Annotated in this window: 19 protein-coding genes; 7 read left to right on the top strand and 12 right to left on the bottom strand. The window is 65.8% G+C overall.

Annotated elements, in window-relative coordinates; translation table 11 throughout:
- Positions 1-7: 7 nt before the first annotated feature.
- Positions 8-1,204: a winged helix-turn-helix domain-containing protein gene (locus tag B9Y86_RS13065; protein WP_085486946.1), complete on the top strand. Its 1,197-nt coding sequence runs from the start codon at positions 8-10 to the stop codon at positions 1,202-1,204.
- 4 nt (positions 1,205-1,208) lie between these two features.
- On the opposite strand, the gene B9Y86_RS13060 is transcribed toward B9Y86_RS13065, so the two are convergent.
- The 8 genes from B9Y86_RS13060 to B9Y86_RS13025 all read right to left on the bottom strand — a co-directional run bounded on the left by B9Y86_RS13060 (position 1,209) and on the right by B9Y86_RS13025 (position 9,361).
- Complete coding sequence (locus B9Y86_RS13060; RefSeq protein WP_085486745.1) at positions 1,209-2,105, bottom strand: M48 family metalloprotease; 897 nt, start codon at positions 2,103-2,105, stop codon at positions 1,209-1,211.
- Positions 2,106-2,123: 18 nt separating this feature from the next.
- Positions 2,124-2,690, bottom strand: coding sequence for a LemA family protein (locus tag B9Y86_RS13055; RefSeq protein ID WP_085486743.1), 567 nt, complete (start codon positions 2,688-2,690; stop codon positions 2,124-2,126).
- A gap of 86 nt (positions 2,691-2,776) precedes the next feature.
- Positions 2,777-3,481, bottom strand: coding sequence for an esterase/lipase family protein (locus B9Y86_RS17580; protein ID WP_085486741.1), 705 nt, complete (start codon positions 3,479-3,481; stop codon positions 2,777-2,779).
- 18 nt (positions 3,482-3,499) lie between these two features.
- On the bottom strand, positions 3,500-4,942 hold the full coding sequence (locus B9Y86_RS13045) for a glycoside hydrolase family 1 protein (RefSeq protein WP_085486739.1): 1,443 nt from the start codon (positions 4,940-4,942) through the stop codon (positions 3,500-3,502).
- Positions 4,939-6,273: a D-arabinono-1,4-lactone oxidase gene (locus tag B9Y86_RS13040; protein ID WP_085486737.1), complete on the bottom strand. Its 1,335-nt coding sequence runs from the start codon at positions 6,271-6,273 to the stop codon at positions 4,939-4,941. The genes B9Y86_RS13045 and B9Y86_RS13040 overlap by 4 nt, the downstream gene beginning before the upstream one ends.
- Complete coding sequence (locus B9Y86_RS13035) at positions 6,270-7,502, bottom strand: alanine racemase (RefSeq protein ID WP_085486735.1); 1,233 nt, start codon at positions 7,500-7,502, stop codon at positions 6,270-6,272. The genes B9Y86_RS13040 and B9Y86_RS13035 overlap by 4 nt, the downstream gene beginning before the upstream one ends.
- A gap of 3 nt (positions 7,503-7,505) precedes the next feature.
- Positions 7,506-8,768 carry an MFS transporter gene (locus tag B9Y86_RS13030; protein WP_085486733.1) on the bottom strand — a complete coding sequence of 421 codons (1,263 nt, stop codon included), beginning with the start codon at positions 8,766-8,768 and terminating at the stop codon, positions 7,506-7,508.
- A complete protein-coding gene (locus B9Y86_RS13025) occupies positions 8,765-9,361 on the bottom strand; it encodes a TetR/AcrR family transcriptional regulator (protein WP_176223358.1) in 597 nt (198 codons plus the stop codon). The genes B9Y86_RS13030 and B9Y86_RS13025 overlap by 4 nt, the downstream gene beginning before the upstream one ends.
- Positions 9,362-9,514: 153 nt before the next feature.
- On the opposite strand from B9Y86_RS13025, the gene B9Y86_RS13020 reads away from it, so the two are divergent.
- Positions 9,515-11,713, top strand: coding sequence for an Ig-like domain-containing protein (locus B9Y86_RS13020; protein WP_139824889.1), 2,199 nt, complete (start codon positions 9,515-9,517; stop codon positions 11,711-11,713).
- Here B9Y86_RS13020 and B9Y86_RS13015 read toward each other — a convergent pair.
- Both B9Y86_RS13015 and B9Y86_RS13010 read right to left on the bottom strand, forming a co-directional pair.
- Complete coding sequence (locus B9Y86_RS13015; protein WP_085486726.1) at positions 11,683-12,078, bottom strand: fluoride efflux transporter FluC; 396 nt, start codon at positions 12,076-12,078, stop codon at positions 11,683-11,685. The genes B9Y86_RS13020 and B9Y86_RS13015 overlap by 31 nt on opposite strands.
- Positions 12,075-12,497, bottom strand: coding sequence for a fluoride efflux transporter FluC (locus B9Y86_RS13010; RefSeq protein ID WP_085486724.1), 423 nt, complete (start codon positions 12,495-12,497; stop codon positions 12,075-12,077). Before B9Y86_RS13010 ends, B9Y86_RS13015 begins: the two co-directional genes overlap by 4 nt.
- A gap of 78 nt (positions 12,498-12,575) precedes the next feature.
- Between B9Y86_RS13010 and B9Y86_RS13005 the strand changes: the two genes are divergently transcribed.
- Positions 12,576-14,705 (top strand): RecQ family ATP-dependent DNA helicase, encoded by a 2,130-nt coding sequence (locus tag B9Y86_RS13005; RefSeq protein WP_085486722.1) that lies wholly within the window; start codon positions 12,576-12,578, stop codon positions 14,703-14,705.
- A 10-nt stretch (positions 14,706-14,715) separates the two neighbouring features.
- The gene (locus B9Y86_RS13000) at positions 14,716-16,281 is read left to right on the top strand and encodes a deoxyguanosinetriphosphate triphosphohydrolase family protein (RefSeq protein ID WP_085486720.1); all 1,566 of its coding nucleotides are present in this window, start codon (positions 14,716-14,718) and stop codon (positions 16,279-16,281) included.
- A 27-nt stretch (positions 16,282-16,308) separates the two neighbouring features.
- On the opposite strand, the gene lpdA is transcribed toward B9Y86_RS13000, so the two are convergent.
- Both lpdA and B9Y86_RS12990 read right to left on the bottom strand, forming a co-directional pair.
- Positions 16,309-17,709, bottom strand: coding sequence for a dihydrolipoyl dehydrogenase (gene lpdA / locus B9Y86_RS12995; RefSeq protein ID WP_085486718.1), 1,401 nt, complete (start codon positions 17,707-17,709; stop codon positions 16,309-16,311).
- 77 nt (positions 17,710-17,786) lie between these two features.
- The gene (locus B9Y86_RS12990) at positions 17,787-18,359 is read right to left on the bottom strand and encodes a flavin reductase family protein (protein WP_085486944.1); all 573 of its coding nucleotides are present in this window, start codon (positions 18,357-18,359) and stop codon (positions 17,787-17,789) included.
- A 108-nt stretch (positions 18,360-18,467) separates the two neighbouring features.
- On the opposite strand from B9Y86_RS12990, the gene B9Y86_RS12985 reads away from it, so the two are divergent.
- From B9Y86_RS12985 to B9Y86_RS12975, 3 genes are read left to right on the top strand one after another with little or no spacing between them, the layout of a single operon-like run.
- Complete coding sequence (locus B9Y86_RS12985; protein ID WP_085486716.1) at positions 18,468-20,780, top strand: transglycosylase domain-containing protein; 2,313 nt, start codon at positions 18,468-18,470, stop codon at positions 20,778-20,780.
- A 51-nt stretch (positions 20,781-20,831) separates the two neighbouring features.
- Complete coding sequence (locus B9Y86_RS12980) at positions 20,832-21,182, top strand: ArsR/SmtB family transcription factor (protein ID WP_085486714.1); 351 nt, start codon at positions 20,832-20,834, stop codon at positions 21,180-21,182.
- Complete coding sequence (locus B9Y86_RS12975) at positions 21,179-21,664, top strand: SRPBCC family protein (RefSeq protein ID WP_085486712.1); 486 nt, start codon at positions 21,179-21,181, stop codon at positions 21,662-21,664. The genes B9Y86_RS12980 and B9Y86_RS12975 overlap by 4 nt, the downstream gene beginning before the upstream one ends.
- Positions 21,665-21,672 lie beyond the last annotated feature (8 nt).

The raw sequence follows: 21,672 nt of genomic DNA, 5'->3' as shown, positions 1-21,672 counted from the left end.
CGAGAACATGGCTCAGTCACTGTCTCCCGCTCTCGCCCGCCGCGTCGCGCTGGCTGCGCAGGGCTTCGGTCGAGTCCCCACAGACGTCGTTCCGGGCGTGCGCCAACTCGGTGCCGTGATCGACAGGCTCGGGCTGCTGCAGATCGACTCCGTCAATGTCTTCGAGCGCAGCCACTACCTGCCGGTCTTCGCTCGGCTCGGCAACTACGACAAGGCTCAGCTCGATCGGGTCACCTACTCTCCCCGCATCACCGAGTACTGGGCACACGAGGCGTCGTTCATTCCCGTCGACACACTGCCTCTTCTGCGCTGGCGGCAGCAGGAATATCGTGAACGCGCCGAGGCCGACGCCGACTCGTGGTTCGCGGCGAACAGGCCTATGACCGAGTGGTTGCTCACCGAGTTGGCAGCCAAAGGCCCGATGCGGGCCAGCGAGATCGAGCACGAATCAAACACCCGCAGTGGTTCGTGGTGGGGCTGGTCCGACGTCAAGCGGGGGCTCGAGACTCTGTTCCGGTGGGGCGATGTGGTCAGCGCCGGCCGCACCCGCTTCGAGCGCGTCTACGCCTTGCCCGAGCAGGTGCTTCCCGCCGCTGTTCGTGAGCTTCACGTCGCCCGAGACGAGGCCATGCGCCGCCTCGTCTCCATCTCGGCTCGCGCTCACGGTGTGGGCACGGCAGACGACATCGCCGACTACTTCCGCCTGAAGGCCGTCGACGCTGTTCCCGCGATCCGCCAGCTCGAAGAGGCGGGCGAACTCCTGCCGGTCACGATCGACGGATGGGGCAAGCCTGCCTGGCTGCACCGCGACGCCCGACTCCCCCGTCGTATGCAGGCCACCGCCCTGCTCTCGCCGTTCGATCCGGTCGTCTGGGCGCGCGCCCGAGCGCTGCGCCTCTTCGACTTCCACTACCGCATCGAGATCTATACGCCCGAGCCCAAGAGGGTGTTCGGCTACTACGTGCTGCCGGTGCTCATCGACGACCAGGTCGTGGGCAGAGTCGACCTTAAGAACGACCGGCAGGCTGGAGTGCTTCGAGTGCGGGCAGCCTGGGCCGAAGACGGCGCGCCCGACCACACGGCAGCACGCCTGGCGCCCGTGTTGCGTCAGACGATGCAGTGGCAGGGCCTCGAATCCATCGAGGTCTCAGCCAAGGGCAATCTGGCGGCTGCGCTGGCTGCCGAGATCTCGAGCGAGAACTAGCGAGCTAGAACTCTCCGCCGATCTTCTCGAGGCGTGCGACTCTGTCGACGATCGGGGGGTGGGTGCTGAACAGACGCGTGAGCATGCCCGGTTTGAGCGGGTCGGCGATCCACATGTGCGACATAGACGACGACTGCTTCTGCATCGGGCGCCCGTAGGCCGCCAGCTTCTCGAGGGCGCTGGCCAGAGCATCCGGATGCCGCGTGGTGAGCGCTCCTGTGGCGTCGGCGAGATACTCGCGCTGGCGCGACACGGCAGCCTGAACGAGTCCGGCGACGAGCGGAGCGACCAGCATGGCGACCAGGCCGAGAATCAGCACGACAGGATTGCCCCCTCCGCCGCCCCCATTGCTGTTGTTGTTGCGGCCTCCGCCGAAGAAGGCGAAGCGCAGAAACATGTCGGCGATGAAGCCCACAGCCACCACGAGCCCGAAGACGATCATCGACACCCTGATGTCGTAGTTGCGCACGTGTCCCAACTCGTGCGCCATCACTCCCTCGAGTTCGGCGTCGGTCATGATGTCGAGCAGTCCGGTGGTTGCCGCCACACTTGCATGTTGCGGGTCACGCCCCGTGGCGAACGCATTGGGCGCCTGGTCCGGCACGATGTACACGGCCGGCATCGGCGTTCCGGTGGTGATCGACAGGTTCTCGACGATGCGCCACAGCCGGGGATTGTCGGCCTTCTCGATGCGCACGGCGCCACTCGACATGATCGCCTGGCTGCTGGCGAAGAAGTACTGGAAGACCGCGTAGGCGATGGCGGCGACCACCGTGATGATCACGATGGTCGTATTGCCGTAGATCCAACTCGCGAGGTAGCCCAGGCCGCCGATGATCCCCAAAAAGATGAGGACGATGAAGACGGTGTTGCGTTTGTTCTTGGCTATCGCCCGATACATTCAGCCCTCGCCCCGAGGCTAGAACTGCACGCGCGGCGGCTCCGCGATGGCGGCGAGGTCGGCCACCTCGAAGAAGTCGCGCTCGGTGAAACCGAGTCTCTTGGCGAAGATGTTGTTCGGAAAGACGCGGATCTTCGTGTTGAGCTCGCGCACACCGCCGTTGTAGAAGCGTCGCGACGCCTGCACCTTGTCTTCGGTGTCGACGAGCTCTGCCTGCAACTGCAAGAAGTTCTGGCTGGCCTGCAGCTGAGGATAGGCCTCCGCAACGGCGAAGATGCTCTTGAGCGCCGTCTGCATGTGGGTTTCGGCGGCGGATGCATCGACCGGGCCCTGCGCCTGCAGAGTCTCGGCGCGCGCCGCCGTGACCGCCTCGAAGACGCCCTTCTCATGAGCGGCGTAACCCTTGACGCTCTCGATCAGGTTGGGAATCAGGTCGGCTCGCCGCTTCAGCTGAACCGTGATGTCGCTCCATGCCTCGTCGACGCGCACCTTCAACGTCACGAGCGAGTTGTATGTGGCCCACAGGTAGATACCGATGATGGCTACGAGAACAACGACGACGATTACCGGGATAAGCCATTCCATAGCGTTTACTATAAGCCAGCGCTCAGCAGACCCCGTTCTCTGTGGAGCAAGCTCCCAGAGACCGCGCTGTCGTACCGAGGCGGCGACTACCGGTGCGGAAGAGTCGCCACCGCGCGCACCGTCTCTGCAATCACCAAGGGCTCTGCGAGCACCCTGAAGTGTCCACTCAGGGGCAGCGCGATGTTGGTCGCGCCCGCGAGCTCGCTGCCACTCGGGATGTGGGTGTCGTAGTAGGGATAGATCGAGACGATGTGTTCGTTGATCATCTTCTCGGCCGCGAGGGTGGCAATGCTGCCCTGACCCGGAGCGAACTCGCGGAGGGGCTTGGTGAGAGGCAGCCTCGAGAAGGTGGAGCCCTGAAACGGCGACGCGATCGCCACCACCCCGGCGACCCGCCCATCCGGATCGTCGAACGCGAGCACGTGCTTGCCGATCAGACCGCCCTTGCTGTGCGCCACGATCACCACATCGCTGAGATCGCGGTCGCGCAGCACCGCCCCTGCGAGACGAGAGGCCTGAGGAATCGGGATGCTGTTGCGCTGCAGCTCGGGAACGATGAAGCACGGGTGGCCTTGCTCGTTGAGCGCGTGAGCGACGGGAAGCAGATACTCCCATCGCTCGTAGACGCCGGGAACAAGCAGAACAGGGCGCTCGGACCCCGTCTCGAACGGAACGGGGTCTGGCCGCGAACGGGCGTTCCGGCGCTCTGCGCGCAGCGCATATGCGTAGTCGCCGAGCCAGACTTCTGCTCGATCGCGAAGCGAGCGGGGTGCTCTGATGCGGGGCGCCATGCCCGCCATCCTAAGCGCCTAGCGTCTGCGATCCCCCGCGAGCGCCTGCATCCACCGGAACGAATCCTTCGGCGTTCGCTCCTGTGTCGCGAAGTCGACATGCACGAGCCCGAATCGCTGGCTGTACCCCGCCGCCCACTCGAAATTGTCGAGCAGGGTCCAGACAAAGTAGCCCTTCAGATCGACGGATTCGGCGATACCGCCCGGCGAGGTCGACCGAAGAGCCGCCTCCAGATGACGAGCGAGATAGTCGATGCGCCTCGGGTCGGAGACCACCCGGTCGCCCGAGCGCTCGTCGAACACGAGCGACTCCGGAAAGCTCGCTCCGCCCTCGGTGATGAAGACGGGCGGAAGCGCGGAACCGTATCTCTCGGCCATCTCCCCCAGAGTCGTCTCGAGAAACTCCGGCGCGACGGGCCAGCCGAAACCCGTGGTCGGGAACTCGGGCCACGGTGCGAGGTGGAAGGGCAGAGACGCCATCGCCTCTGATTCGCCGTCGGGCGCGACCGCGCGTCTGGCACCCGCGGCGATGCGCGTGGGGAAGTAGTAGTTGAGTCCATAGAAGTCGATGGGCTGCGAGATGAGCGCGAGATCGCGCGAGTCGACCTCGATCAGCGGCTTCAACACCGACGCGAAGTCGTCGCGCGGCTCGGGATAGTGCCCGAGCAGCACCGGGTCGGCGAAGATACGATTGTGCAGTGCGTCGAACAGCCACGCGAACTCGGTGTCCTCATCAGACGACGTCGCCGGCGTAGTGGGCGTGTGCACGTTCGTGAGTCCCATGCCACCTCTGACGTCGGCTCCCCGCAGCCCCTCCACGGCGTAGCCGTGGCCGAGAAGAAGATTGTGCGCCACCGGAAGTGCGTCGAACAGCAGCGTCTCCCCCGGCGCGTGGATTCCCAGCGCATAGCCGTTGAGCATCACCGTGGCAGGTTCGTTGACCGTGACCCAGCGGTCGACGCGATCGCCGAACCGCTCTCCCAGTAGAAAGGCGAGCTCGCCCAGTCGCCGAGCAGTGTCGCGCGAGCGCCACCCTCCGGCCAGTTCGAGTGGCGTGTCCCAGTGGAACAGTGTGGCCATCGGGCTGATCCCGTCGGCGAGCAGCCGATCGAGGAGGCGATCGTAGAAGGCGACGCCGTGTTCGTTCAGACGGCCCGAGCCGCCCGGCTGGACCCGAGGCCAGGAGATCGAGAAGCGGTAGGCATCCACCCCAGCATCGCGCACCAGGTCGAGGTCGTCGCCTAGCCGGTGGATGTGATCGGCCGCGACATCCGCGGTCGCGCCGCCGCGAATGCGGCCGGCCTGGTGCGTGAAGGCGTCCCACGTCGATGCCCCGCGCCCGCCCTCCCTGGTCGCACCTTCGATCTGGAAGGCGCTCGTCGCGACGCCCAGCACGAAGTCGCTGGGCAGTTCGGCGGCGAGGGTCTCGGCGCTCGGGAACCGCGTGGCTCTGCTCGTCATGCTCCGAGTACTCGATTCAGGTAGGGGTTCGCGAAGACGCGCTGAGGATCGAGTCGATCACGCACGGCGAGAAAGTCGTCGAAGTGCGGATACATCGCACGGAGATCGTCTGACTGCCTCGTATGCATCTTGCCCCAGTGCGGCCTCCCTTCGTAGCCGAGCATGATCTGCTCGACAGCCTCGAAGTACTCCGTGGGATCTTCACGGTAGTAGCGGTGCACGGCGATGTAGCCACTGTCTCTGCCGTGCGCGGTCGACATCCACAGGTCGTCGCCCCGGGCGAAGCGCACCTCGATCGGAAACGAGATGCGCCACCCGCGCGTGTCGATGAGCTTCATGATGTCGCGCAGCGCATCGGGTACGGTCTCTGCGGGAATCGCATACTCCATCTCGCGGAAACGCACGGTGCGCCGTGTGGCGAAGACGCGATGCGAGCGGTCGGTGAACTCGCGGTTGCCCATCAGACGCTCGGCCATTCCGTTGACACGGGGAATGATCGACGGGGCCGCAACGGCCGCGGCACACGTCGCCCGATAGATGCCATTGGTCAGAGCCACGTCTTCGAGCCAGTGCGCCACGGGTGTCAGCGGAGCAAGGCTCGCAGATGACGGCAGCCGGGTGTTGGTCTTCGAGACCGCGGTTCGCGTGTGTGGAAACCAGTAGAACTCGAAATGATCGCTCGAACGCACTCGGTCGGCGAGCGACCCGTCGTCACCCGGCTCTGCGTCGAGCAGGCCCTTCAACGCAAGAGGTCGCTCGCGGGCGTGCAACGCGAAGCAGTCGACGCACTGCAGAGTGATCTCGACGAGGATTCCGAGAGCGCCGAGCCCCAGAGCGACGGCCGGCAGCAGCTCGGCGTTCTCTGTCTCAGAGATGCGCAGGAGGCTGCCGTCGCCCGTGACGATGACGGCTCCCCGCACCTGGCCGGCGATGCCCGTGAAGTCAGCTCCCGTGCCGTGTGTTCCCGTCGAGATCGCACCGCTGATGCTCTGTCGGTCGATGTCGCCGAGATTCGGCATCGCCAGACCGAGCGGTTCGATGAGGGCAGGAACGTCGTAGAGGCGCGTGCCCGCCGCCAGCGTCACCCGTTTGCGCTCCGCGTCGACCCCGATCAGGCCGGTGAGCGCGGTCAGGTCGAGCTGCACCCCGGGAGCGACGGCGATGCCGGTGAAGCTGTGACCCGCTCCCACCGCTTTGATCGGTATGCCCGAGCGCGCCGCAGCGATGACGGCGCGTTGCACGGCACCGGCACTCGTCGGTCGCTCGACGCGTCGCGGACGCACCGCTTCGGTGCGTCCCCAGTTGCGCCAGACGGCTCCGCTCGCGCTCACAGGAAGGACTTCCCTTCGCCTCGGTAGCTCGGAACCATGGCGACCACCTCCTCGCCTGAGACGATCGCTACCTCGGCGACGTGTTCGGCTAGTTCGCCCGACTTCGTGTGTCGGAGCCACGCACGATCGCCGATGCGCAGATCGGCCGCGAGCGCGCCCGAGACGGGAGACTGCACCTCTCCTGCCATCTCGCGCGCCTGCAAGTCGAGGCCTTCGGGCCAGACGATCTCGGGGGTGCGGTCTTTCTGCGGGGGTCCGGATGCGATCCAGCCGCCCCCGAGGAGCGTCGCCATGCGGGGCGTGGGCTTGCGCACGACCGAGAGAGCGAAGGCCGCCGCGGGGGCCGGCCGGAACCGGGAGTAGGTATCGAAGAGGTGCCCGCCGAGCAGACCGGAGCCCGCGGCGATCTCCGTCACCGACGCATCCGCCGAGGTGCTCTCGAGCGAACCCGTGCCACCGCCGTTCACGAACTCGAGCGGACCGATGCGCTCGACCGCCTCGACGATGGCGCCGCGCCTGTCGGTGAGCTCGGCCACCGACTGCTTCTGCATCCAGTCGAGCACGATCCCTCGTCCGGGATTGCCCTTCGGCCGATTTCCGACGCCGGCGATCTGGGCCTCGTACCCCATGATGCCCACCAGCGTGAAGCCTCGACGCCGGGCCACCGCTTCAGCGATGCGCCGAGCCTCGGCGACCTCCCGCACGGGTGAGCGCCAGACGCCGACGTGGCCGAGGGCTTTCGTGACGAAGGACATGTCGATCTCGAGGCACAGCCGCAGGTTCTCGCGGGTTCCGGGAGGAGCTACCTCGTCGATGAAGTCGAGATGGTCGAGGCTGTCGATCATCAGGGTGACCCGCTCGGCGAGTTCAGGACTGGAGGCCAGCTGGCGGATCGCGGTGACATCGACGCTCGGATAGCCCACAACGACGTCGTCCACGGTCTCTGCCAGCCAGAGAGCTTCGGGCAGGGTGTACGCGAGAATCCCGGCGTAGCCGTCGAGAGCGAGCACGGCGTCGACGAGAGACCGGATGCGCACCGACTTGGATGCGACGCGGATCGTCTTGCCAGCGGCCCGGTCGGTCATGTCGAAGGCGTTGTGGGCGAAGGCCTCGAGGCTGACCGCGGCGAGCGGAGTCTCGAGATGCGCCGTGGCCGCATCGAGACGAGGCCACCACGTCGAGGGAGTGCGCCAGGGCTCGGCGCTGGAACGGAGAAGAGGGGGAATCATGGGTTACCTCACAGATCTGATGCGGGCGACGGCCAGGGCGCCGCCGAAGGCGAAGAGGGCAGACAGAATGAAGAGGCCTTGGAAGCCTCCGAGCCAGGCGACCACCGCAGCGCCGAGCAGCGGCGCCATCGCCTGGGGCACGGCGGTGGCGATGTTCATGATGCCGAGGTCTTTTCCGCGCGTCGCCTGGTCGGGAAGGACCTGTGTCGCGAGCGCCTGGTCGACGCTGAGGAAGCATCCGTAGCCCGCGCCCAACAGACCGGCCGCCACCATCGCCACGGAGAGCTCGGGTACGAACGCCAGAAGAAGCGCCGCCACCGCCTGAAGCGATGACGAGACGAAGACGAAGACGCGGCGTCTACCGAGCCGGTCGCTGAGCGCCCCGGCCCCGAGAGATGAGAGCACGACGAAGACCATGTAGATCAGCGTCAACACGATGAGGTCGTCTTCGGCATTCTCATCGTCGAGTCCATACATCAGGAAGTAGAGCAACAGGGTCGTGCCGAGCGCATTGCCCGTATTGACGAGAATGCGGCCGAGCAGAGTCCATCCGAAGTCGGGATAACGGCGAGGGCTGATCCACAGCTCGTCGAGCAGCCGGCCGCGAGGGATGCGCCGGGCGGCCTCACGAGTCAGGACCTGATCGCGACCGAAGATGAGGAACGGAGCGACCAGGACGACGAGCAGCACCGCCATCGACGCATACCCGGTGAACTGACCCGTGAAGAGCGTGAGAACGAGAACGAGGCCGAGGATCGTGCCGATGGCCTGCGGTGCCGAGATCCAGCCCGAGACGAAACCACGCTGCCCGACCGGGACTCTGTCGGAGATCGTGGCAGTGAGCGCCGCGGTGAGCACGCAGAACCCGACGATCGACAGGGTCCAGAAGATGCCGATTCCGACGAAGCTCTCCTGCAGACCCAGCAGAAGCAGCGAGAGCGCGAACAGCACTGCTCCCCCGGCAATCCACGGGCGTCGGCGGCCGAAACGGGATGTCGTGCGGTCGGACAGGAGTCCGGTCAGGGGAAAGGTGATGAATGCCGCCACACCCGCGATTCCGGAGATGACGCCGAATGCGACGACGTTGTCGACCCAGGATGCTGCGCCAAGGCGTTGCTCTATCTGCACGGGAAGAAGAAGCTGCACCGGGGTGAGCTGAGCCATCCAGACACCCAGCCAGGCCGCAGCGAAGAGCGCGATCCAGCCGCCTCCCACCCGGCGCACCGGCTCCGAGAACACACCCGCTGCGGCATCCGTCGTGCTCATGCCGCGACCGCCAGAGAAACGACCGAATCGGCCGCGAAGTCGAGCGCTCGCGCGGCCGCGGCGTCGTCGCGCGTCACGAGCCACGACATCGTGACTCCGTCGGTGACCACCACGAGGATGCGAGCGATCTGGTCGACAGGCATCGTCCAGGTCATGTTCCAGCGCTCCGCCGCGGTGGCGAGGGCGTCTTCGGCGAGCGCCCGATATCGCTCGTACTGTCGCGACGCGACGGCCTCGAGCGACGGGGATCTCAACGCGTACTGGGTGAGTTCGAGCATGGCCTTCTCCCTCTGCGGATCGGAGCGCAAGTGCTGTAGATACCGTTCGAGACCGAGTCTCACAGTGTCTCGGAAGGTCTCCCCCGGAGTAAGAGGTGGGAGCATGGCGCGCCGTTCCGCCTCGACGACGACGCTGACCAGCTCGGCCATGAGCTGGTCTCGCGACTCGAAGACGTAGTGGAAACTCGCCAGGGACATGCCCGCCTCCTGACAGATCGCTCGAACGCTCGCTGCCCCGACCCCGCGGGCGGCCACCACCCGGAACGCAGCGGAGACGAGCTCGACGCGACGCTCCTCGGCCGACATCCTTGGCATCGTTTCGCTCCCTCGCCGAGTGGGTCGATCGTCCCACTCGAGCCCAGTATGGCGCGGAAGGCGTTTCGGGCGTGTGAATTTTTTTGCTCCGCGGCTCATACGAACGCAACAGACTTTGACTTCGTGCACAGAACACCCCTAAATGGGAGGTACGTGACCCACTTGCCCGGAACACCCCCGTCAGCAGCACAGCGCCGTCGTGCTGCCATGTTGTCGACCGTGTCAACGGTGTGCGCCCTCTTCCTTCTCTCGGTCGTGTTCATCGCGCCGGGCAGCGCCGCGGTCGCCACGGAGACCGATCCGCCGCCGGCCTCGACACCCGCTCCCACTCCAGATGCACCTTCGCCGGCTCCAGACTCGACCACGGTCGCCTCGCCCGTGATCGAGAAACCCGCAGCATCCGCGCTGGTCGGAGACACCATCTCGTTCAGCGGAACGGCCGAACCCGGAAGCGGAATCGACCTGTACTCCAGCACCGGCGGCCAGCCGCTATGCAGCGTCGTGACCACCCCGGCGGGAACCTGGTCGTGCGACGTATCACTCCCGTCTACCTCGTCGATCACAGTGCGAGCGGTTCAAACCGTGGCTGGGCAGTCGACGGAGACGAGTGTCACCGTCTCTGTGCTGAATGCCCCGACCGCGGGCTCCGCAGGCAACGGCACCGTCTCTAACGGAACGGTCATGGGCGAAGCGGTACCGGACGCGACAGTGACGGCCGTCGTCGGAGAGGTGTCCTGCACCGCGACGGCAGATGGGACAGGAGCATGGTTCTGCGCTCTGCCCAAGGGTCTCAAAAGCGGCTCGTATCAGCTCACGGCCAGTCAAGTCGCCCCGTGGAGCAGAGGACGCTCGTCGTCATCGAGCCGGCCGAGCACCCTCACGATCGATGTCGACGCACCCGCACCTCCGAGCGTGAGCATCCCGGCCGGCTCTGTTCAGGCATCCGGTGCCGCGTTCTCGGGTGGCGGCGAAGACGGGGCCACAGTGACGCTCTTCGCCGGCCCGCACTCGCTGTGCCAGGCGGTTGTCGCAGGCGCACGCTGGTCGTGCACCTCCGCCGCGATCGACGCGGGCACCTACGAGGTCTCGGCCATCCAACAAGACGCGGCCGGCAACATCAGCACCGAAAGCGTCCGAGTGGCGGTGGCCTTCGTCGGTGCACCAACGGCGCCGGCGCCGACCGAGCAGCCCGCCCCGAGTGCGGGCACGCCCTCTCCGACCTCCACTCCGATCCCGTCGCTTCCCGGCGGCGACCCGACAGCTGCGGCGCCGCAGCAGCAGCAGCAGCAGCAGTCGCAGCCGGGCACGACAACGGATGCTCCGCCAGCGACCTCGTCGGGCGGATGGTCTGCGTCGACCCGGTTCAGCGCCGGGATGCAGCCCGCCTTCGGAACCTCGAGCTCGATCGACTGGACCCTGGCACTCGGCATCGGGCTGGCGATGGTTGCGTTTCTCGCGGTGCCAGCGCGGCTCCTCGCGGGGACGCTCCGCGGCCTGAGGGCAGAGCCAGGACCTCGCTCGGCCAGCAGCGGCAGGCTCACGGGGCGCAACCGATCGCGCTATCAGGAATACGACACCGCCCCCACCCTGCCGTGGAATGCTCGAGTGACCGGCGCGTTCGCCCTTGTCGCCAGTGCGACCATCACCGTACTCAGCGCACCTGTGACCGACGAACCCGCCTATCTGCGGCTACTCGTCGCCGTCATGCTGGGTGTCCTCGTGGTGAACGCCGTGGCCGTGCTCGTGCCGAAGGTGCTGGCGCGGAGTATCTTCGACGTCACTGCCGGCGTGCGGCTTCGACCTCTTTTCCTTCTCATCTCGATCGGGGCGACCATCCTGTCGCGAGTTCTCGATCTCGATCCGGCCCTCGTGTTCGGGATCGTATTCGGTCTGGCACTGTCGCTCCCGACCTCGCGTCGCGCGTTGGGCCGCCTGGCTGCTCTCCAGATCGGCGCCCTTCTCGCGGTGGGCAGCACGGCCTTTTTGATCTCGGGATCGATCGTGGCCGGCACGGGCTCGGGCACGGTCGGCGCATTCCTGGCCGAATTCGTCAATACCATCGCTCTGGCGTCGCTCGGTGGAGCCGCGATACAGCTGCTTCCGATAGCCGATCTGCCGGGCCGGCACATCCTGCGCTGGAAGCCGATCGTGTGGCTACCGCTCGCGCTGGTGAGCTTCACACTGCTCGCCGGCGTTCTCTCGTCAGCGCTCGAGGGTTTGGGTGGCGGAGCCGGACTCATCGTGTTCGGCCTCGCTTCTCTGACTTTCGCGGCAGCCTGCGTCGCGATCTGGCTATGGGTCAGGTTCGTCCGACCTCCCGCTCACGACGAGAGCAGTACGCCCACCACGTAGCCGGCGACGGCAAGGGTGAGCCCCACCACAAGATTGCCGAGACACGAGACGACCGCGGTGGACCACCGACCGGAACGCAGGAGATCGACGGTCTCGACGCTGAACGTGCTGAAAGTGGTGAGACCCCCAGCAACGCCGGTGATGAGAACAAGGCGCACATCCGGCGTCAGGGCCGAGCCCGCAGCGAGCCCGGCGGCGCAGCCGGCCAGGGCCGAGCCTGCTGCATTCACGACAAGCACGGCCCAGGGAAAGCGACGGAATGCCGAGGTGTCCGGGCGCGAGGCTGTGAAGGTGCTGATCGCGTAGCGGACGATCGCGGCCAATCCGCCTGAGACGACGACCACGAGAGCGAGAAGAGGCGTCATCTCATGGGCTCCTCGACTCGACGACCGCGATCACGTCTCTCAGCCAGACGGAGTCCGAGGAACGCGGCACCGAGACCCAGTGACAGCGTTGCGACGAGATAGACGACGGCGAGAATCAGCTGATCAGGCCCGGACACCGTGAGGAGCACGAGCGCGAGGATGACCGCTGAGAAGGTCGTGAACGACCCCAGAAGGCCAGGACCCACGGCGGCTTTGACGATCGAAGACATACCTCTGCGGAACACGCCCGCGGTGAGCCATCCGAGCACGAACGATCCGACCGTGTTGATCAGGAGCGTGTCGACAGGGAACTGCTGATCAGCGTGCGGGATCGCCAGGTCGAGGCCGAGCCGCAGGGCGCTTCCGAGGACTCCCCCGAGAAAGACCGCGAGGAGATGGACGAGCGGACGGTTCTGCACAGGCGCGAGATTACCCCGTTTCAGTCGACAACACCCTGAGCGTCGTCCGGCGTCAGCGGTGGATGGCAGGCTCGAGTCATGACCTTGCCACCACAGCAGACCGCAACCGACATTCTGCGCTCCCTCGTCGGCCGACCCGATGCCGAGTTCCACGAGGGGCAACGTGAGGCCATCGACGCTCTGGTCACCGACCGCAGTCGTGCCCTGGTCGTCCAGCGCACCGGATGGGGCAAGTCCGCGGTCTACTTCATCTCCACGCTCCTTCTTCGTCAGCTCGGTGCCGGGCCCACCATTCTCGTATCGCCCTTGCTCGCCCTGATGCGCGACCAAGTGGCCGCTGCCGCACGTGCGGGCGTCACCGCAGCGAGTCTCAACTCGGCCAATACACACGAGTGGGAGTCGATCAAAGAGCGGCTCGCGAAGAACGAGATCGATGTGCTGCTCGTCTCGCCCGAACGACTCAACAACCCCCGCTTCCGCGACGAGCAGCTGCCCGAACTCGTGCGCCGCACGGGTCTCCTCGTCGTCGACGAAGCACACTGCATCTCTGATTGGGGTCATGATTTTCGCCCCGATTACCGCCGTCTGCGCACACTCATCGCTGAACTTCCGGCTGGCGTTCCCGTTCTCGCCACGACGGCAACCGCGAACTCCCGTGTGGTGGCCGACGTGGCCGAGCAACTCAGCGTCGACACGCACGGGCCGCAGGCGAACACCGTCGTCACGATCCGGGGCCCGCTCGCGCGCGCATCGCTCCGGCTCGGAGTACTCAGGCTGCCCGACTCGAAAGCTCGGCTCGGCTGGCTGCTGACCCATCTCGGCGAGATGCAGGGTAGCGGCATCATCTACGCGCTGACCGTCTCCGCAGCCGAAGACACGGCACGCCTGCTTCGCGAGGCAGGCCATGAGGTGCTGGCCTACACCGGTCGCACCGATCCGGCCGATCGAGAGGCGGCAGAGGCGAAGCTCAAGAACAACCAGGTCAAGGCGCTCGTGGCCACGAGTGCGCTCGGAATGGGTTTCGACAAGCCCGACCTCGGTTTCGTCATCCATCTCGGAGCACCGTCGTCTCCTGTGGCCTACTACCAGCAGGTCGGGCGGGCAGGGCGAGCAACCGACAATGCAGATGTTCTGCTTCTGCCGGGCCGCGAAGATCCGGAGATCTGGCACTACTTCGCCACGGCATCCATGCCCGACGACCGACGGGCGCGGGCCGTGCTCGACGCGCTCGACGCCGAATCCGGACCGCTGTCGACGCCCGCCCTTGAGGCGCTGGTCGACCTGCGCCGAACGCCTCTCGAACTACTGCTCAAGGTTCTCGACGTCGATGGCGCTGTGTCCAAGGTGCAGGGAGGGTGGCGGTCGACCGGCAGGCCGTGGGTCTACGACGCCGAGCGCTATGAGCGAATCGCAGCGGAGCGTGTGTCGGAGCAGCAGTCGATGCTCGACTACGAGACCACCGCTGGGTGCCGCATGGAGTTTCTGCAGCGGGCGCTCGACGATCCGACCGCGGCCCCCTGCGGCCGCTGCGACAGGTGTACCAGCGCGTGGTACGACAGCTCGGTCTCGACGGGCGACCAGGCGACCGCCGAGACGGCCCTTCAGCGGGTGGGCGCGGTCATCGAGCCGCGAACGCAGTGGCCGACAGGCGCGTCGGAGCGTGGCGTGGCGGTGAAGGGGCGCATAGCCATCGACGAGCGCGTCGAGCCGGGTCGGGCCCTGGCGAGGCTCACCGATCTGGGGTGGGGAGGCACGCTGCGGCAGCTGTTCGCTGCCGGAGCGCCCGACGAGCCCGCAACACCGACGCTCATCCAGGCCTGCGCGAAGGTCTTGGGCGAGTGGCAGTGGAGCGAGCGACCGGCCGCAATCGTGAGCATGCCGTCGAGGCGCCGGCCCGCACTCGTGCGCTCGATAGCCGAAGGCTTGTCTCAACTCGGCCGACTCCCCTACCTCGGTTCACTCGAACTCGTGGGGGCCGGCCCCGACGGCGCCCCGGGCGGCAACAGTGTCTACCGGCTCTCTTCGGTGTGGCAGCGTTTCGAGGTCTCTGAGCAGATGGTGTCCGAGCTCGGCGCTCTGACTGGCAGACCCGTGCTGCTCGTCGACGATCTCGTCGACAGCCGATGGACCATAACGGTGGCCGGGCGCGAACTTCGCCGGCACGGCTCGGGTCCGGTGTTGCCCTTCGCTCTCGCTCTGCAGATGTAATCTCGGTCAGATGAGCACCGCAGACGCACTGCAGAACACCTCCGAGGCACGCATCGAGCGTCGCGTTCCCGAGCGGCTCGACGAGATCGAGCGCATCGAGCCGCAGCCCGACTTCAGGGTCGACCTCGAGCGCATCCGATTCTCGCCGTATTTCTCGCGACTCTCGGCTGTGACCCAGGTCATCTCGCAGGCGGGAGCGGGGCCGGTGATTCACAATCGGCTCACCCACTCCGTCAAGGTCACCGCCGTTGCACGGTCGATTGCTGTGATGCTCGAGCAAGACCGCGGCGACACAGGACTTCTCGTGCGCGAGCTCGGTGGGTGCGACCCCGTGGTCGTTCAGGCGGCCGCCAGCGCTCATGACCTGGGGCACCCACCGTTCGGACACCTCGGCGAACAGGTGCTCGACCGACTCGCCCGCGAACGCCTCGGTCTCTCGGAGGGCTTCGAGGGCAACGCGCAGACCTTCCGAATCCTCACCGAGCTCGACGCCTGCGATGCCACCGAGCAGGGCCTCAACCTCACCGCGGCAGTGCGGGCCGGCGTCCTCAAGTACCCCTGGCTGCGCGCCGAATGGCAATCGCGCGTGCGCACCGATATGCCCGATGGCATGCCTCGGGGCGTGGGCTCCCAGCGCAACGGTGGAGCCGACAAGTTCTCGGCCTACACACTCGACGTCGAGGAGCTGCGGGCGGCGCAGAGAGCGTTCCCGAACATCGGCGAGTGGCGTCAGACGGTCGAGTGCTCGGTCATGGACATCGCCGACGACATCGCCTACTCGATCCACGATCTCGACGACTTCTACCGAGCGGGAGTGCTGCAGCAGGCGTCGGTATCCGCCGAGCTCCGCAGCTGGCTTCGCGACCAGAGTGCGCTGTCACGTCTCGACGAGCAGTCGCTCGAGGCGAGCGCCCGCACACCCGGGCACGCGCTCGAGTTGGTGCGGCGTCGCATCCATGCCCGAGACGCGTGGATCGCGTCGGACGATGCCTTCAGAGCCGCCGTGCAGAGAGTCAGCGAAGACCTGGGCGACGGGCTGCTGTCGGTTCCGTTCGACGGATCGATGGGAGCCGAAAGGGCGATCTCGTCGTTCACTCGCAGCTGGATCAACCGGCTTCAGCGATCCATCGTCGTCGACCGCGCTCCGCATGTGAGAAGCGCCCACGTTCGGCTCGGCCAGCAAGCATGGCACGACGTCGTCGTTCTGAAGTTCGTGCATACCCGCTTCGTTCTCGAACGCCCAGACCTCGCCACGTATCAGCGAGGTCAAGGCCGGGTTCTCGAGACTCTGGTCGAGGGATTCCGGGCGTGGCTCTCCGACGAAGACGACGCGGCGCGCGCCCCACGTCGATTGGTCGAACTGGTCCAGGTGGCGACAGCGGGGTACTTCCGGCTCCGATCGGACACGCCGGAACTGCTGCGCGGGGCTACCGATGACGAGAGCCTCATCGCTCGCGGGCGCGGGCGGGGAATCGTCGACTACATCGCATCGCTGACCGACAGCCAGGCCATGAGCGTGGCGTCATTGATCAGCGGCACATCGGAACACCTATGGGAGGGCGGCACGGGCATCTGATACCCGTGCCGGCCCTTCCTTGAGGTCTTACAGGTTGATCATGTGGCCCTTGAGACCGTGGAAGGCCTCCTGCAGAGCCTCGCTCAACGTGGGGTGCGTGTGCACGTTGCGTGCCAGTTCGGTGGCCGTCAGATCCCACATCTGGGCGAGTGTCAGCTCGGGCAGGAGCTCGGAGACGTCGTGGCCCACCATGTGGCCACCCAGCAGTTCGCCGTACTTCGCGTCGGCGACCAGTTTGACGAATCCGGCGGGCTCGCCGAGTCCGTGGGCCTTGCCGTTGGCCGTCATCGGGAAGGTCGAGACGAGCACGTCGTGCCCCTCGTCGCGCGCCTGCTGCTCAGTGAGACCGAAGCTCGCAACCTGCGGCTGACAGAACGTGGCCCGCGGCATGTTGCGGTAGTCGCCCAGCGTCTGGGTTTCTGCTCCGGCCATGGTCTCTGCGGCGACGACTCCCTGCGCCTCGGCGACGTGCGCTAGCTGCAGCTTGGCCGTGACATCGCCGATGGCGTAGATGTTCGGAACGTTGGTGCGCATGTGATCGTCGATCGCGATCGCTCCGCGCTCGGTGAGCTGCACGCCCGTCTTGTCGAGCCCGAAGCCCTCGACCCGAGGAGCGAAGCCGATCGACATCAGAACCTTGTCGACCTCGATGGAGCCCTGAGCGCCGTCTTTGCCCGTGTACGAGACGGTGACACTCGTGCCGTTGTCGACCACGCTCTCGACCTTCGTCGAGGTGAGCAGGTTCACGCCGAGCTTCTTGTACTGCTTGGCGATCTCCTTCGAGACATCGGCGTCTTCGTTGGGGAGCGCTCGGTCGAGGAACTCGATGATGGTGATCTCGACACCGTAGTTGCGCAGCACGTAGGCGAACTCCATGCCGATGGCGCCGGCACCCACGATGACCATCGACTTGGGCAGTTCGCGGGTGAGGATCTGGCTCTCATAGGTGACGACGTTGTCGCTGAGGGTCACACCGGGAAGCAGGCGCACGGTCGAGCCGGTGGCGATGATCGCGTTGTCGAAGGTGAGCTGCTCGGCCGTTCCGTCGGACTTGGCCACCGTGAGCGAGTGGCTGTCGTTGAACGATCCGCGACCGTCGTACTCGGTGATCTTGTTCTTCTTCATCAAGAAGTGCACACCCTTGACGCGACCGTCGGCCACCTTGCGGCTGCGATCGAAGGCGACGCCGAAGTCGAACGAGACGTCTCCCGAGATGCCGAACTCCTTGGCCTGAGTGGCGAAGATGTTCGCCAGTTCCGCGTTGCGAAGCAGGGCCTTGGAGGGAATGCAGCCCACATTGAGGCAGACACCGCCCCAGTACTTCTCTTCGACGACGGCGACGCTGAGCCCGAGCTGCGCGGCACGGATGGCAGCGACATAGCCACCGGGGCCGGCTCCCAGAACGACGAGGTTGTAGTGAGCGCTCATTATGTTTTAGGACTTCCTTCGGTTTGCACGAGGTCTTTCTCGTTCAACTCTATTCGCACTGCGAGGAAGTCGGCCGCTCACCCGTCGATGCGAGAGTGCTGGCCCAGCCGGTGCCACGTGCGATTGTGATAGACGAGGGGCTCGGCTGAGTCGACCTCGTCGGAGACGCCCGCCTGCAGTGCGTGAACGGCGATCACCGTCGAGCCCCCGGCATCCATGCGCTCGATGACCTTGCCGCGGATCCATGACTGTGCCGCGGGAAAGTAGGGTTCCCCGGTGATCAACCGATCCCAGATCGATGTGTCGGCGAAGCGGTCGATGCCGCTCGTGGCGCAGAGCGTGGCCAGGTCGAGCTGTTCCGACCCGAGAAGATGCACGACGACCGTGTCGGCGGCCAAGATCGTCGGTGCGCTCGAGGACTGCCCCGACACCGAGAACACGAGCAACGGCGGCTCCGCACTGACCGAGAAGACAGAGGTCGCCGTCAGACCCACCGGGCCGTCTCCGGCATCGGCTGTGATCACGGCGACGCCGGCCGGGTGATTGCGGAAGACGGACTTGAACGAGTCGGCGTCGAGGCCCGCGTGCTCGATAAGCGAGTCGACGGAGCCGGTCTGCTGCGGGCTGCGAGCGGAGGAGTGCGGTGTCATGCACACCAGCTTTTACCCCGGTACGCCCTGCAGGAAGTTCTATGACTTCATGTGACGCAATCGCCGATTCAGCCGCTTCGGAGGTGCGCGAACGTATCCTCAACTGTTATGCCTGATACCTCGTCACGTTTCATGTCTGCGGCGAAGCCCTGGCTGAAGTTGCTCGGAGCGAGCGTCGTCGCCGGCGTTCTCGTCACCGCGCTGGCCGTTCCCGCCGTCTCGCTCACCAGCGCATCCGTCTCGCGATCAGTGGGACTCTTCGAGGATCTGCCCTCGACTCTCGACATCGGTGCGCTCGCACAGAAGTCCGAGATCTACTCGACGAACACCGATGGAACGAACACTCTGCTTGCCACCGTCTTCGACCAGAACCGGCAAGAGGTCGGCTGGGATGAGATCGCGCCCGCGGTGAAAGACGCCGTCGTCTCGACGGAGGATCCGCGCTTCTACCAGCACAACGGAGTCGACCTCACGTCGACTCTGCGTGCGGCGCTCCGGAATGTCACCTCGGGCGGCGTCGAGAGCGGCGCATCGACCATAACCATGCAGTACGTGAAGAACATTCTCGTGCAGCGGGCCGAGGCCCTCGATAACGAGTCGGATCGCGAGAAGGCCTACGCCGAAGCGACCGACACGTCGCTCGATCGCAAGCTGTCCGAGATGCGACTCGCGATCGGCCTCGAGAAGAAGTACAGCAAAGACCAGATTCTGCTCGGCTACCTGAACATCGCGAACTTCGGTGGCTCGGTCTACGGCATCGAGGCCGCGGCGAACTATTACTACGGAACGACGGCAGCCCAACTGACGGTCGCTCAGGCCGCGAGCCTGATAGCCACGGTCAACGAACCGAACGGGCTGCGCATCGACGATCCCGACAATATCGAGGCGAACAAGGCCCGGCGCGACGTCGACGTTCTCGCATCGATGCTCAAGCACCACACGATCACTCAGGCGCAGTACGAAGAGGCCGTCGCGACACCTGTCACCCCCGTGATCACAGAGCCATCGACGGGTTGCCAGACGGCCGCGAACGGCGCCGCATACTTCTGCGACTACGTGACTTGGATCGTCAAGAACGACCCCACCTTCGGTGCCACCGCCGACGAACGCTGGTCGAATTTCAAGACCGGCGGCTTTCAGATCTACACGACTCTCAACTCGGCACTTCAGGCCAACGCCAATGAGACCATGACCGAGTACGTTCCGGCGTCGAGCGACGAACTCGACCTGGGCTCGACGATCGTCACGGTCGAACCCGGAACCGGCCGCATCCTTGCGATGGCGCAGAACAAGACCTACGTGGCCGGCGACTCCACCGACCCGGGCAGCACCTCGTTGAACTACAACACCGACCAGGGCTACGGCGGGTCGACGGGCTTCCAGGTCGGCTCGACGTACAAGGTGTTCACGCTCGCCGAATGGCTGAAGCAAGGCCACACACTCAACGAGAGGGTCAACGGCAATCCGCAGACCTTCAAGCGGGCGAACTTCACCAACACCTGTGCAGACGTGAGTGGACCCGACTATTCACCCAGCAACGACAGCGGCGAGCGACCCGGAACGATCTCCGTTCAGACGGCCCTCACCGACTCGGTGAACAACGCTTTCTTCGCGATGGCCCAGAAGCTCGACCTGTGCCAGATTCGCAATGATGCACAGGCCATGGGCGTGCACCGCGCCGACGGCGCCGACCTCGGGTCTGATCTGGCCGACGTGATCGGCACGCAGACCATCGCGCCTCTCACGATGGCCGCCGCCTATGCCGGCATCGCGGCGAACGGCGTCTACTGCAAGCCGATCGCCATCGACCGCATCGTGGATTCGACGGGTGCCGAACTGCAGCCGCCCCAGGCCGGGTGCGCGCAGGCTCTCGATCCGAAGATCGCGGCCACCCTCGCCTATGCGATGAAAGGCCCGCTCCAGAGCGGGACCGCGACAGCGTCGAATCCCCGCGACGACATCGAGCACATCGGCAAGACGGGCACGACAGACAACGAGAAAGACACCTGGATGATCGGGGCCAGCACGAAGGCGGCCACGGCTGTCTGGGTCGGCAACGTGTCAGGCGATGTCTCGATGACCGACGTGGAGACGAATGGATACGCGGGGTACAGCGTCCGCCACCGCATCTGGAAATCGGTGATGACGGCGAACGACGAGGTGCTTCCGGGGGCTGCCGACTTCCCCGATCCCGACGACACCCTCGTCTACGGATCCGGGTCGAGTTCCGGCTCGGGCTCGAACTCCGACTCTCCGACGGACTCCCCCACGACCACGCCGACACCGACTCCCACGCCGACAGCCCCTGGGATCGTGCCGGCGCCCAATCCGACATCGACACCGCCAGCAGGAGGCGACGGCACCGACGGTCGGGGCGGTGACGACAACTCCGGCGTTGTCCCGGGCATCGGCGGCAATTAGAACCGATCGGGCTCTTGTTCCGGTGACGCATAGGCGGTAAAGTACAACCAAATGGTTGTAGATCAGTCGACGGAAACCGGGATCGATCGCATCTTCCAGGCTCTGGCAGATGCGACGAGGCGCGACATCGTGAGCCGAGTGATCACAGCCAGCCACTCGGTGACCTCGCTCGCCGAGCACTATGACATGAGCTTCGCCGCCGTGCAGAAGCATGTGCAGGTACTCGAACGCGCTCTTCTCGTCACGAAGGAACGGCGCGGCCGCGAGCAGCTCGTGCGCGGTCGCATAGACACGATCGGCCGCGCGGCGGCGTTGCTGCAGGCCTACGAGCAGATCTGGGCGCAGCGCGCCCTCCGAATCGACAAGATCCTCGTCGAAGACACCCACAAGGAGAAGTCATGACCGTCATCAGCGTTGAGAAGGACACCGACGCGCTCACCCTCACGTTCGTCGCCGAGTTCGCGGCAGACGTCGACCGGGTCTGGCAGGTCTGGGAGGACCCGCGCCAGCTCGAACGCTGGTGGGGTCCACCCACGTGGCCCGCCACGTTCACTCGGCACGACCTCTCTGTCGGATCGCGTTCGTCGTATTTCATGACAGGACCAGATGGCACGAAGGCGGGCGGGTGGTGGTTGGTCACCGCGGTCGACGCCCCGACGCACCTCGAATTCGACGACGGTTTCGCAGACGAGAACGGCAAACCCGACGACTCGATCGAGCCCGTCAAGGCGACGGTGACGCTCGAATCGATCGGCGACAAGACACGCATGACCACGCTGAGTCGATTCGTGAGCCTCGAACAGCTCGAGAAGATGGTTGAGATGGGCATGGAGGAGGGCATGACGCTGGCCATGGGGCAGATCGACGAGGTGCTGTCCGCCTGACGACGGCC

This window comes from Agreia pratensis, from assembly GCF_900177685.1.
Classification (GTDB): domain Bacteria; phylum Actinomycetota; class Actinomycetes; order Actinomycetales; family Microbacteriaceae; genus Agreia; species Agreia pratensis.
Note: the sequence above shows the minus strand (reverse complement) of the source record. Positions and strands in the feature narration are given on the sequence as shown.

Bases quoted from the DNA above. Each gene is read 5' to 3' on its own strand.
- B9Y86_RS12985 (WP_085486716.1), top strand. From the start codon at position 18,468: ATGCCTGATACCTCGTCACGTTTCATGTCTGCGGCGAAGCCCTGGCTG.
- B9Y86_RS13030 (WP_085486733.1), bottom strand. From the start codon at position 8,768: ATGAGCACGACGGATGCCGCAGCGGGTGTGTTCTCGGAGCCGGTGCGC.
- B9Y86_RS13060 (WP_085486745.1), bottom strand. From the start codon at position 2,105: ATGTATCGGGCGATAGCCAAGAACAAACGCAACACCGTCTTCATCGTC.
- B9Y86_RS12980 (WP_085486714.1), top strand. From the start codon at position 20,832: ATGGTTGTAGATCAGTCGACGGAAACCGGGATCGATCGCATCTTCCAG.
- lpdA (WP_085486718.1), bottom strand. From the start codon at position 17,709: ATGAGCGCTCACTACAACCTCGTCGTTCTGGGAGCCGGCCCCGGTGGC.
- B9Y86_RS13005 (WP_085486722.1), top strand. From the start codon at position 12,576: ATGACCTTGCCACCACAGCAGACCGCAACCGACATTCTGCGCTCCCTC.
- B9Y86_RS13000 (WP_085486720.1), top strand. From the start codon at position 14,716: ATGAGCACCGCAGACGCACTGCAGAACACCTCCGAGGCACGCATCGAG.
- B9Y86_RS12990 (WP_085486944.1), bottom strand. From the start codon at position 18,359: ATGACACCGCACTCCTCCGCTCGCAGCCCGCAGCAGACCGGCTCCGTC.
- B9Y86_RS13045 (WP_085486739.1), bottom strand. From the start codon at position 4,942: ATGACGAGCAGAGCCACGCGGTTCCCGAGCGCCGAGACCCTCGCCGCC.
- B9Y86_RS13015 (WP_085486726.1), bottom strand. From the start codon at position 12,078: ATGACGCCTCTTCTCGCTCTCGTGGTCGTCGTCTCAGGCGGATTGGCC.
- B9Y86_RS13035 (WP_085486735.1), bottom strand. From the start codon at position 7,502: ATGATTCCCCCTCTTCTCCGTTCCAGCGCCGAGCCCTGGCGCACTCCC.
- B9Y86_RS12975 (WP_085486712.1), top strand. From the start codon at position 21,179: ATGACCGTCATCAGCGTTGAGAAGGACACCGACGCGCTCACCCTCACG.
- B9Y86_RS13065 (WP_085486946.1), top strand. From the start codon at position 8: ATGGCTCAGTCACTGTCTCCCGCTCTCGCCCGCCGCGTCGCGCTGGCT.
- B9Y86_RS17580 (WP_085486741.1), bottom strand. From the start codon at position 3,481: ATGGCGCCCCGCATCAGAGCACCCCGCTCGCTTCGCGATCGAGCAGAA.
- B9Y86_RS13025 (WP_176223358.1), bottom strand. From the start codon at position 9,361: ATGCCAAGGATGTCGGCCGAGGAGCGTCGCGTCGAGCTCGTCTCCGCT.
- B9Y86_RS13055 (WP_085486743.1), bottom strand. From the start codon at position 2,690: ATGGAATGGCTTATCCCGGTAATCGTCGTCGTTGTTCTCGTAGCCATC.